Annotated in this window: 12 protein-coding genes; all 12 read left to right on the top strand. The window is 43.4% G+C overall.

The annotated features are described in order from the left end of the window. Positions 1-3 precede the first annotated feature (3 nt). Complete coding sequence (locus J2Z28_RS21195; protein ID WP_211084182.1) at positions 4-324, top strand: cytochrome C oxidase subunit IV family protein; 321 nt, start codon at positions 4-6, stop codon at positions 322-324. Between the two features lie 110 nt (positions 325-434). Continuing rightward, positions 435-1,358 (top strand): cytochrome c oxidase assembly factor CtaG, encoded by a 924-nt coding sequence (ctaG, locus tag J2Z28_RS21190; RefSeq protein ID WP_211084181.1) that lies wholly within the window; start codon positions 435-437, stop codon positions 1,356-1,358. 35 nt (positions 1,359-1,393) lie between these two features. After that, on the top strand, positions 1,394-1,858 hold the full coding sequence (locus J2Z28_RS21185; RefSeq protein WP_017690833.1) for a DUF420 domain-containing protein: 465 nt from the start codon (positions 1,394-1,396) through the stop codon (positions 1,856-1,858). A 142-nt stretch (positions 1,859-2,000) separates the two neighbouring features. Next, the gene (locus tag J2Z28_RS21180) at positions 2,001-2,372 is read left to right on the top strand and encodes a hypothetical protein (protein ID WP_211084180.1); all 372 of its coding nucleotides are present in this window, start codon (positions 2,001-2,003) and stop codon (positions 2,370-2,372) included. 313 nt (positions 2,373-2,685) lie between these two features. After that, positions 2,686-3,399, top strand: coding sequence for a hypothetical protein (locus J2Z28_RS21175; RefSeq protein ID WP_211084179.1), 714 nt, complete (start codon positions 2,686-2,688; stop codon positions 3,397-3,399). An 89-nt stretch (positions 3,400-3,488) separates the two neighbouring features. Beyond that, the gene (locus J2Z28_RS21170) at positions 3,489-3,878 is read left to right on the top strand and encodes a GntR family transcriptional regulator (RefSeq protein ID WP_036613231.1); all 390 of its coding nucleotides are present in this window, start codon (positions 3,489-3,491) and stop codon (positions 3,876-3,878) included. A gap of 15 nt (positions 3,879-3,893) precedes the next feature. Then, a complete protein-coding gene (locus J2Z28_RS21165) occupies positions 3,894-4,790 on the top strand; it encodes an ATP-binding cassette domain-containing protein (RefSeq protein WP_211084178.1) in 897 nt (298 codons plus the stop codon). A 20-nt stretch (positions 4,791-4,810) separates the two neighbouring features. Then, on the top strand, positions 4,811-5,713 hold the full coding sequence (locus J2Z28_RS21160; protein WP_211084266.1) for an ABC transporter ATP-binding protein: 903 nt from the start codon (positions 4,811-4,813) through the stop codon (positions 5,711-5,713). Then, positions 5,706-7,001, top strand: a complete 1,296-nt coding sequence (locus J2Z28_RS21155; RefSeq protein ID WP_211084177.1) for an ABC transporter permease — start codon at positions 5,706-5,708, stop codon at positions 6,999-7,001. The genes J2Z28_RS21160 and J2Z28_RS21155 overlap by 8 nt, the downstream gene beginning before the upstream one ends. A gap of 576 nt (positions 7,002-7,577) precedes the next feature. After that, positions 7,578-7,922: a DoxX family protein gene (locus J2Z28_RS21150; RefSeq protein ID WP_211084176.1), complete on the top strand. Its 345-nt coding sequence runs from the start codon at positions 7,578-7,580 to the stop codon at positions 7,920-7,922. A gap of 92 nt (positions 7,923-8,014) precedes the next feature. Then, entirely contained in the window at positions 8,015-8,440 is a 426-nt protein-coding gene (locus J2Z28_RS21145) for a MarR family winged helix-turn-helix transcriptional regulator (RefSeq protein ID WP_036613157.1), read from the top strand. 1,110 nt (positions 8,441-9,550) lie between these two features. Next, the gene (locus tag J2Z28_RS21140; RefSeq protein WP_211084175.1) at positions 9,551-10,771 is read left to right on the top strand and encodes a TraB/GumN family protein; all 1,221 of its coding nucleotides are present in this window, start codon (positions 9,551-9,553) and stop codon (positions 10,769-10,771) included. Positions 10,772-11,333 lie beyond the last annotated feature (562 nt).

The following is an 11,333-nucleotide window of genomic DNA, read 5'->3' as shown; positions in this document are numbered from 1 at the left end:
CACATGTCGGCACAGGATAAGACAGATCAACAGCCTGTGAAACACCGTCACCGGACGGAAGGGCCACAGAAACACGTCGTGGTGTTTATCTTCTCCATTATTCTCACGCTGATTGCGTTTGCGGCTGCTTCTGCTGGAGGGGTCAACACAACGTTCACTATTATTATTTTGCTCGTCATGGCTATTCTTCAAGTATTCGTTCAATTGGGTTATTGGATGCACTTGAAGGACAAAGGGCATCTGATGCCAATTCTGTTCATGGCCTTTGGCTTTTTCGTAGCCTTTACAGGCATCATTATGGCACTCTATTGGGTCTGGTGGTAAAAGAGATGGCGGCGGCGCAATGCCGCCGTCTTTTCCCCTTTTAGGCCAGTGAATCTTCTTACAGGAATTTCAGGCATTTATTAAAATTAGGTCACGGGGAGGTTTCCCGTATGCTCGGGTTGCAATATTTTAGCTTCAACGACTTATGGAGTCCGCTTATATTGGCTTTATTTCTGATCATTGCTGCGGCGTATCTGGTGCTTGTGGGACCGTTAAGCGAGCAAATAAAGGATGCAGAACCTGCGACTGCTGCACAGAAAATCATGTTTATTACAGGGCTGTTCGTTCTGTATCTGGCTCAAGCTGGACCCTTTAATCTGCTTGGTCACGTGATGTTTAGCTTCCACATGGTGAGCATGGCGTTCTCCTATCTGGTAGCTCCGCCGCTGATGATGAAAGGTTTGCCGATCTGGGTATGGCGCAGAATCGTACGCTGGTTGCCTACACGGCAGCTATCGTTCCTGGCTCATCCGATCGTTGCGGCAGTGCTCTTTAACGGGCTGTTCTCGCTGTATCACCTACCGATTGTACATGATTACGTCATGCTGAATTTTACCGTTCACCGGTTGTATTATATTGCATTGTTCATCACCTCGATGCTCATGTGGTGGACATTGCTGAATCCGTTACCAGAAGGCAGACAAGCATCGGGGTTATCCAAGATTGGTTTTATTTTTCTGAATATGGTACTGCTCACGCCTGCGTGTGGATTGATTATTTTTGCGTCCGAGCCGTTGTATCAGACGTACAGCAACCCGGAAGTATGGGCTGAAGCAATGCGGTATTGTGTGTCTGGAGATTCTACGGCATTACTTCGCTCATTCGGTGGGCCTGCGTTCTTCAACTTCCTGTCTTCTGCGAAAGAAGATCAGCAGGTCGGTGGCATTGTAATGAAGTTTATTCAGGAAGGAATCTTTGCCTCCATGCTGGCTTATGTCTTTTTCCAATGGTATCGGAAAGAGAAGCAGGAAGATGATGATGATTCGTATCCTGCAGGGGGCGCAGGAGGGCCGCTCAATCCGGCTGCCAAATAATTAAGTCAATGTTCTGACAAGAGGGGGAACACACGATGGATATGTATTTTTGGCTACCAACGATCAGTACTTCTTTCATTGTGATTAGTGCAGTACTGGTGGGGATTGGATGGGTACTGATTATTCGGGGTAAACGTGAGGCTCATCAGTCCGCCATGGTAGCAGGTGCGATTGCAGCTCTAATCTTCTTTGTAATCTATATGTCACGCACGGTGTTCGTGGGTAATACAGCTTGGGGCGGGGACCCGGATCTGGAGATCTTTTACCGGATATTTCTGATCTTTCATATTATCTTGGCTACCGTGGCAGCAATATTTGGCATTTCCACATTGGTACTGGGGTTCAAAAAGAAGTTTGGAAAACATCGTCGCTGGGGCAAGTTTACGTCCATGATCTGGTTCGGGTCAGCGCTAACAGGTGTTGTGGTGTATGTTCTTCTATATATCTTATATCCTGGTGGTCATACACGTCCGGTATGGGAAGTTATCCTCGGCGTATAAAAGTAGAGACACAACCTCAGGCTAATTGTGAATGTGTCACTATGATATTCTGAAAATATGAAAATGGACGAATCTAGCAGATGATTGGTCCACACTTCCTCTCTTATTCATTCATAGAATGAGTTCGAGAGGGGGAAACAAAATGAAAAAAACAGTCAACGTCAGTCAGACTTATCCACGTCTTACCGTGTATTCAGAAGAGAACTACAGAGGGAGAAGCCGCATCTACCGTGGTAACACGGGTCTCCGTAATTTGGACAACATCCTGGGTGGGGTAGAGAGCCTGCGTTTCTTCTCGACAAGTTCCAATGCAACACTGGTTGTGTTTACACGTCCTAACTTCCAAGGTGGATTCCGGGTCTTCCGAGGCAACACCAACTTGAGAGATTTGGATGATCTGATCCGTGGCGATGACGTGGAATCCCTGATCTCTACGAATCAGCGGCTGACTCTGGCCGAGATTCGCGCAATTCGCAGGGATCGCAGTCTGCCTAGTGGCTACAACCTCGTTTAATCGTAAGACCTCTTCTCCTAACAGGTGCTAGAGAACGGCAAAGGGCTGTACCCGAATTGTGTTTACACAATAATGGGTACAGCCCTTCTTTTGTGCTTGGGGAATTTCGTTTATTCCCCTAATCCCCTAATCCCCGCCGCCACTACCCCCACCACTGTCGCTGTGAAAAGTGTCCCATCCCGTCTTCCTGATTCAGGAAAATTAGGGGTTGACGGAATGAGAAATAGGTCTGTATACTGTGTATATTGATATATACAGTAATCACAGTAAGCAAGATGAGTGAGTGAATGACAGGTGAAAGGCAGGCATGCATATGAACGAATGGAAGCAGGCGTGGTGGTTGACCCGCAGCCAGATGAGTAAGGATAGGCTCCAATGGCTATGGTCTGCATTATTCATGATATACACTGGCGGCATGAGCGGTGTGATGTTTTTAGGACAACAACAGACAGATATTATTAATCCAGTAGTGGATTCCTTCTTTTTAATCATGTTGCCATTTCAAGGGTTTATGTTCTGCAGGCGCTCCTTCCGTTACATACAGGAGGATTCTTATACGCAGATGCTGGCCTACTATCGCAGAATTCCCATCCCTGAACAAGTGGTGATGTGGTCCAGGCTACAGCAGTCTCTGATGGCGTTTACGTACAATGGAATCTTTTTCTACGGATCGTTATACGTGGTTAACCTTCATGCCGAAGGATTCCGATGGGATCAGTATCTGGCCTTTAGCCTTACCTGTACAGGTTATGGCCTTTTGGTAACAGGATTCTATATTTACGGAGAGTTTCTGAACAGTGGCAAGAAATACTTGCTTCTCAGTACGCTTTTTATACCATTCGCCATTGGCATATCCATACTGATTCGAATATCAGGCAGTTACGGATTGCGGATTGTAATGGATGGAAGTAAATCATGGGGGCTGCTTTCCCCGATCATGTGGATTTCTCTGGTGGCTGGCGTAGCGGGATTATGGCTGTCTAGTCGTTTTACGCTGAAGAAGCTGGTTCATCGGGATTTGAATTAAAATGAGAATTGAGCTTATGTACGAATACAGGATGAAACCGGCACGGTCAGGTAACAGACTGGAGTGTACCGGAGGGCGAGGTGCAAGATGTGAAAATACCCATTCAAATTAATGAAAATAGCGCTGAACCTTTATACCACCAAATTGAAAATCAGTTAAGATCGTTAATTATTACGGGTCAGTTGGGGGAGGGAACACATTTGCCGTCCATTCGTGAGTTCGCCGGAGCACTGAATTGCAGTGTTATTACGGTTAGACGGGTCTATCAGGATCTGGAGAATGAAGGCTTGCTTCGTACGAAGCAGGGGACAGGTACATTTGTGGCCCAGGTAGAAGCCGGTGACAGAGAAAATTATAGATTAAAGGCCGCACAGGAAGCGATGCAAGCAGCGGTGCAGTCCGGGAAATCGGTAGGCTGTACGGAAGAAGAGATGGAGAGCCTATTCCGGGAAGTCCTGAAGGCTATTTACGTGAAGTAAGGGAGTGATTCATACGTGGAACCGATAGCAATCCAGTTGAACGGCGTATCCAAAATGCGAAAACGCAGAGTTATTGGCCCAATTGATCTGACCATCCCGGAAGGGTATATAGTGGCTATTCTCGGTCACAACGGTTCAGGCAAAAGCACCCTTCTTAACATGTTACAGCAAGTGGTGCTGCCAGATGCTGGGCAGATTATATGGTTTGGTCAGGAACATGATGGGCCACTTCCCATTGAACTGAGACAACAGATTGGTTTTGTGGCAGATAACGCTGGTTCAGAAGAGAACCGGATAACAGCACAAGAAGCGGCCCATTTCCGGGCGTACTGGTACCCACGTTGGGATATGAAGTTGTTCGACCAACTGATTCAGGATATGGAAGTACCTGTTGATGTGAAGCTGAACAAGATGTCCAAGGGAGAAAGGCGAAAATTTGAGATTGCAGCTGCAATTGCAGCTCGCCCAAGACTATTGCTTTTGGATGAGCCTTCATCAGGATTGGACCCCTTTGCCTGGAAAGTGATGGTTGAGCAGTTCCGTACCTTCATGGCGGGGGGAGACACCACGATTCTGATTGCCACACATATTGCAGACGAAGTCAAAAGGCTTGCGGATTACATCGTATTGATGCACCGTGGTCAGTCACTGGGGATGGCCGAGAAAGATATGGTGCTCGATCAGTGGAAGGAAGTCTGGTATGAAGGAGATTTAAGGCCAGAAAGTATTCCTGGTGTTGTGGAATCTTCTATAGAAGAGGGAGGTCTGGTTCGCGTAATTACAACCCGGGTCAGCGAAGCGCAGGAAAGGCTGGAGCTGTCGAATAACCGAGTATTGAAAATCCGTAACTTGGAATTGGATGAAGTGCTGGCATTCTGGATTGCCGGGTATGCACCCGTACAGTGGAAATAACCGAAGGGAGACGATAAATGATGAACCGATTGGAATTGAAGCAAGTCGTTAAGCAATATGCAGACAAAACAGCCGTTAATGGAGTCACGCTCAATGTAAAAGAGGGGGAGATTTACGGACTGCTCGGAGCGAATGGTGCAGGCAAAACAACAACAATGCGCATGGTGCTCGGACTGATTCACCCGGACGGAGGGAATATCCTGTACAACGGCAAGCCCTATAATACGGAGCTGCAACAGATTATGGGTTATCTTCCGGAAGAGCGCGGATTGTACCCGAAGGTGAAAGTCAGCGAACAGATTAATTATCTGGCACGACTTCGTGGCATGAATGGTAAGGACGCAGACCAGAGCCTCAAGTACTGGCTGAATCGGTTTGAGGTACCTGAGTATTACGATAAGAAGATCGAGGAGTTATCCAAAGGTAATCAGCAGAAAATGGGCTTTATCGCGGCTGTAGTGCATAGACCGCAGATTCTCATTCTGGATGAAGCGTTCAGTGGACTGGATCCTGTCAACGTGGAATTACTCAAATCCACCGTCAAGGAGCTACGTGACGAAGGCACGGCCATTCTGTTCTCAACACACCGTATGGAGCACGTTGAAGAGTTGTGTCGTCAGATCACTATTCTGCATCGTTCCAACACGGTGGTACAAGGAGAGATCAAGGAGATCAAGGGCCGGTATCCGCGTGAACAGGTATTCCTGGGTACGATTGGTAGTGTGGAAGGACTTGAACAGTTGCCTGGTGTGAAGAAAGTCGAGCGGAATGAGCGTGGTTACCTGATACATATTAGTCAGGTGGAAGCGGCTCAAGAGATTCTGAGAACAGCCATGACTCAGACGACAGTGGAACACTTTGAACTGAAGGAACCAACGCTTAACCAAATCTTTATTCGTGAGGTAGGTGAGTCGAATGAATAAAATGGGAACGATTACGGGTTTTACATTTAAAAACAAAGTTAAAACGAAATCATTCATGGTAACGACCATTGTACTTGCACTTTTAATTTCAATCGGACTCAATGTTCCGTATTTCATTACCTTATTCAATGGGGGCTCCATTGGCGGAGCTTCAAGCAGTAACCCTGTAAATATTGGTCTCTTGAGCACGGGGCAGCCTGAAGTTTCCGAGAAACTGGAAAGCTTCTCTGCGGCTCAAGGAGATCAGGCTTATCGATTCATCAACAGTGGTGACAAAGATGAGGCGGCTCTCAAAGCCGATGCGGAAGCTGGAGTTACTGATGGTTATCTGAAGTTTGAAGCAGTTTCCGGGCAAGAGTTCCCGCAGCCCATTTTATATTCAGCAGAAGACGTATCACCTCAGATCATTGCATCCATTGAAGCTGCATTACAGAGTGTGAAGCTGGATGTGGTTGTGAAGGATGTACTCACAGCTGAGCAGAAGGAACTGATTACAACACCTGTGAAGCTCACCGAGCAAAGTTTGAGTACAGATGAGAGCGGAGCAGGTACTGCGTCTGAAGGTGCAATGAGCCCGATTAACTATATTGTGGTGTACTTGCTGATCATCCTGCTGTTTACCTCAACGATGATGACAGGTAACATGATTGCCTCCGAGATTACAGCTGAGAAGAGCTCACGTATTATGGAGATTTTGATTACGAGTGTATCACCGCTCAGTCAGATGTTTGGTAAAATCATCGGTATATTCATGGTGGGGATGCTGCAAATCGGGATCTTCGGAGCGGTAGTTGCCGGAAATATCTTGCTGCCGCATAACCGTGCAGTATTAGGTGACTTCAATATGAGTCTGAGTGATGTGAATAGTGCAGTTATTGTGTACGGACTTATATTCTACATTCTGGGTTACTTCCTGTATGCCGTGTTGTTCGCTGCCATTGGTTCAATGGTAAGCCGTACTGAGGAACTCGGTCAGGCTGTTCTGCCGATTACGATGTTGTCGCTTGTTTCCTTCTATATTGCGATCTTCAGTATTTCTACGCCGAACATTCTATTGTTGAAAATCGCAAGCTTCATTCCATTCACGTCGCCGACCGCGATTCTGGTACGAATCGGTGCAGGAGTTGCGCCAACTTGGGAGATTCTAACGTCCTTAGCGATTCTCATCGTATCCATTATCATCTTCGGATGGCTTGCAGCCAAAATCTATCGCACGGGTGTGCTGATGTACGGTAAACGCCCAACCTTTAAGGAATTGTTTAAAGCCATGAAGGCATATAAGATCTAATATAGATGGTGCTATGTGTGTGTGTGCGTTGTCATAATTAGTGAGATATGCATATTTATACATAAATGTGCATATCTCTATTTGAAATTAGCTTGCAGCCATTGGTGGCCAATTTAATGTTGAACGCGCTACATGTTGTTTAATGGTGTTCGATACAAACAGTCAAGAACGAATAATTACTTAGAAGTTATATTTAATTTGGGATGTTGATTTTTGTATAAACAAGCTAAATTACATTCCGTGGGTCGAATTGACAATAAGTTAAGTAAATTACCTTTGTTTGTTACTAAATTTATTGAAAGTAAGAAGCATAGGCTTTTAATTGGCTGATTACAGAGAAATTTACCACAGTTCAACAAAGAACAGAAATTGAATTATCCATGCTAGAAATATTAACGATATGTGAAAAAGAAAGCTTCCTTTGGAACGATAATCTTAGAAAAATTAAAAGGACATAAAAGGGCTATAATCTATAAAGCTTTATTTTAGGGTTGACAATATATAAAATTTCAAACAAAATACATGCTATAGCATGTAATAAATTCATATGCATAACTTTATGAAAGAGGGGTAGATATGTTCATTTTTATCACAGTTTTACAGGTTCTATTAGGTGGTTTTTTCCTTTTTACAGGAAGCAAAATTATTTCCGGTAAAATGGCCAATGAGTTTAAACGTTTTGGACTGCCATCGTTCTTTAATGTTTTGACTGGTTCGTTCGAGATTGTGGGGGCAGCTGGTATGATCGTTGGCATCTGGATGCCTGTCGCAGCAATTTTAGCTGGTTTGCTTCTAGCCGGAACAATGCTTGCTGGAGCGTTTACTTTAATAGTCTTAGCTAAAGATCCGTTTCAGAAGGCCATTCCAGCACTCATTTTGTTCATACTTAGCTTGATTGTATCCATGTATCATTTTTTCTAAACGAAATTAACGAATTTTTGACGGATTTCATGTGTAACCTTTGAGAGATCGACTATATTTGATTTAAGAAAATGATAAATGAGGGTACTGCAATGGACTTATATAATATTACCGGCTTCTTGATCCATCGTACAGATGTCAAGCTTACAAACTATTTTACGAAACAATTAAAGCCCTACAAGGTCACACCGGAGCAGTGGAGCATTATCTCCTGTCTTGATATAGATAAAGCTATGACTCAAAAAGAGCTGGCGGAGGCCATCGATAGGGATCAAACAACGGTAGTGAGAATGATACATTCTTTAGAACGCAAGGGCATGGTTCGACGTATTGTTCATGATCAAGATAAGCGCTCACATTATTTATATTTGTCCTCTAAAGGTCAAGAAGTTAAAGGAAAGCTGTTGTTAACAGTTAAAAACGCGCATGACTATGTTACACGAGGTTTGGAACACGATGAATTAAATCAGTTAAAAACGATATTAGATAAACTGTACCGAAATGTGCAAGAAGATTAGTTAGACTCTATACCAGAGGATGAATCATGACAACTACATGCCGAAGCACAAAATTTGTGAGATTTTTTCCGAATGAAGCGGCAAGAATAAGGATCCAGCTTCTACTTACTTTAAAAGGAGCTATCAGAAATATATGGTCGAATATCATCGTTCACTGAATATTTAATTCCATCAATTCGATTATCCCAGCAATATTTTTAGTTGTACTCAAGCTGATAGGAGCTGCTTGATGTTTTCCTGAACATATTACTAGAGAAAGAAGGGGAGGAAAGATCACTGGATTATGATTCTAACTGGTTTTGAGATAGCGGCAATTCGCATACGATTAGGTATTTATTTTTCTGTAGAAGAATAGAAGACGGAATGATTTTAATTTAAATGAATAAAGTATTCTAAAATGAGACTGTTATCTAATACTAGATAGTGGTCTTTTTGCTATGTATAATTAAGATAAAATATCCCAAAAATCCGTATATATTAGCATGCATGAAGATGCAAAATGAGTTTTGCGCTTTTTCCTACTTATCATGAAAATATGTCCTGATAGATAAGCTTTATTGATGACTTTTTCTCACTAATTATGACAAGTGGTGTGCTATGTCGGTGGTCATATTAAATCGAGTTCAGGAGAGGGTCGATGATCATGCAGCAGTTAAAAGGGTTCTATATACAGTTTTTGAGGGAACCTCTGTGGTTTAAAGCATTGATCGATCCTGACTACACTACTACTTTCAATTGTATTTAGCAGTTCAGCCTTTTCAGAGCAGGGCAACTACCAAAGCATCTCTAAATTAGCTATCGCTATTTTCTTCGTCGCATATGGAGTGAAGCTGTGGGGCAATCCCAAGGTTTCTATAGCCTTTTTTTCCTAGCGCTGATAAGTATCTATTTATCTTGGCATAGCTTAGACTTTGCGAATATCTAACATTGAACCTATATGATGGTTTCCTATTTATTGTTTCTTATCTAATGAGAGTAATAATGAAGGGAGAACGTGCTGCTCCGTTTGTGGAGTGGCACCAATTCCCATCTTTAACCGTAGTATCTAAGTATGTCTATTCTATTAAAAATTGGATTGGCAACTATATTCAATAAAGGAGAATTCATAATATGAAGAAATGGAAACACATGCTCTTATCTCTTACAATCTCGGTAGGGTTGCTCGCATCTGCAGTACCAGCTATGGCTGCTCCACAAGGAACTTCCGTCAAGGTTAATGACCAAGCTGTGAAATATGCTACAGGAGCGCCGATCTTGGAGAAAGGTACAACATTGGTTCCACTGCGGACTACGCTGGATGCTATGGATGTGAAGCTAACAACTGCGACAGATGATACGATCACTGCTGTAGTAGATGGCAAAACGATTACACTCAAAAGCAAGCTTACACGTATCAACGGTGTAACGTATGCGCCAATCCGTATCGTTGGTGATGCAGCAGGTTACGAAGTTCGCTGGGATGCTGCAACGCGCACCGTGCTGTTGGTATCCAAAGGGGGAGCAACTGAAACTGCGCAAACCGGTGGACGTGGCTTCATGTGGGAAGTAGAAAGCAATGGCAACACGATCTATCTGGTAGGGTCCATGCATATTGCGGATGAGAGCTTCTATCCATTGCGTCCGGAGTTTGAAGAAGCCTTTGCGGAAGCTGATTATCTCGGGGTAGAGATTGATATTAGCAAAGCCGCTGACGAAGAGCAGCAAAAGCTGGTTCTAAGTCTGGGTTCGTATCAAGATGGAACAACACTGAAAGATCACATTTCCAGTGAAACGTATACTAAGCTGGGTGATGTATTGAAGAAAAATGGTCTGGAGTCTAACGCCTTGGATGCATTTAAGCCTTGGGTAGTAGAGAGTACACTTGCAAGTTTGAAGTCCACAACGGCAGGATACGAAGCGTCAGCAGGAGTGGATCTGTATTTCATCCAGAAAGCGATCGAGCGCAAACTTCCAGTTATTGAGTTGGAGAGTTATCAATCTCAACTTGGCATGTTTAACGACTTTTCCAAAGAAACACAAGAGGAAACACTGAAAGCGACAATCGAAAACTTCGACGTGTTGGATAACAGTGTGAAAGAAATGGCTGAGATGTGGAAAACGGGTAATGACGAGCAACTGCTTGAACTGACAAACAGTTTCTCCACTAACGAGGAATATAACAAAGCAATGCTGGTTGATCGTAACATGGGTATGGCGGACAAAATCGATGGTTACTTGAAAAACGGCAAAGGTGAGGAATATTTCATTGTTGTTGGTGCGGCACACTACTTGGGCGATCACGGCATCGTGAAACTGCTTGAGGATAAGGGATATAAAGTAGAACGTAAATAAATATAGATTACTATAGAAGGTAACCCTTTCGTCTCGAATATAAGAGTTGAGAGGGTTGCCTTCTTATATATAGAAGAAAGACAGATTTAAATAAAGAAGATTAAGCTGCAGGATAATAAAATTGAACCTAAGAGTTCATGGTAGATTGAAGGTCCTTAATATGGTTAGATCGTGGATTTGATAAGTTTTGAAATTAACTCTTTACAAGTGTGTGTTCTACATGGTATATTCTATTTCCGGCCAAAAAAACACGAGATACACGGTACGGCAAGCGATTGAAATAAGCTTCGAAAGAAACTTAAAAAAAGAGCTTGCAAAGTTGGTTCGGACATGATATTATATAAGAGTTGCTGAAGAGAACAACATTCGGTAACGGAATAAGTTTGATCTTTGAAAACTGAACAACGAGTGAGTAAACATTCTGCTTGCAGAATGAACGCGAAAGTTTGAGACAAGCCTTGGCTTGAATCGGCTGGAGCACAAATGAGATTTTTAATCTCGTCAGATTCAAAATGAGCTTATCGCTCTTTTCAATACTTTATTGGAGAGTTTGATCCTGGCT

Origin of the sequence: Paenibacillus xylanexedens (genome assembly GCF_017874615.1) — a bacterium.
Classification (GTDB): Bacteria; Bacillota; Bacilli; order Paenibacillales; family Paenibacillaceae; genus Paenibacillus; species Paenibacillus xylanexedens.
This window is presented reverse-complemented; position numbering and strand designations above follow the sequence as displayed.

What these genes read in the sequence shown, in the direction of transcription:
- J2Z28_RS21185 (WP_017690833.1), top strand. Translation starts at nt 1,394, where the DNA reads ATGGATATGTATTTTTGGCTACCAACGATCAGTACTTCTTTCATTGTG.
- J2Z28_RS21160 (WP_211084266.1), top strand. Translation starts at nt 4,811, where the DNA reads ATGAACCGATTGGAATTGAAGCAAGTCGTTAAGCAATATGCAGACAAA.
- J2Z28_RS21175 (WP_211084179.1), top strand. Translation starts at nt 2,686, where the DNA reads ATGAACGAATGGAAGCAGGCGTGGTGGTTGACCCGCAGCCAGATGAGT.
- J2Z28_RS21195 (WP_211084182.1), top strand. Translation starts at nt 4, where the DNA reads ATGTCGGCACAGGATAAGACAGATCAACAGCCTGTGAAACACCGTCAC.
- J2Z28_RS21155 (WP_211084177.1), top strand. Translation starts at nt 5,706, where the DNA reads ATGAATAAAATGGGAACGATTACGGGTTTTACATTTAAAAACAAAGTT.
- J2Z28_RS21180 (WP_211084180.1), top strand. Translation starts at nt 2,001, where the DNA reads ATGAAAAAAACAGTCAACGTCAGTCAGACTTATCCACGTCTTACCGTG.
- ctaG (WP_211084181.1), top strand. Translation starts at nt 435, where the DNA reads ATGCTCGGGTTGCAATATTTTAGCTTCAACGACTTATGGAGTCCGCTT.
- J2Z28_RS21140 (WP_211084175.1), top strand. Translation starts at nt 9,551, where the DNA reads ATGAAGAAATGGAAACACATGCTCTTATCTCTTACAATCTCGGTAGGG.
- J2Z28_RS21150 (WP_211084176.1), top strand. Translation starts at nt 7,578, where the DNA reads ATGTTCATTTTTATCACAGTTTTACAGGTTCTATTAGGTGGTTTTTTC.
- J2Z28_RS21145 (WP_036613157.1), top strand. Translation starts at nt 8,015, where the DNA reads ATGGACTTATATAATATTACCGGCTTCTTGATCCATCGTACAGATGTC.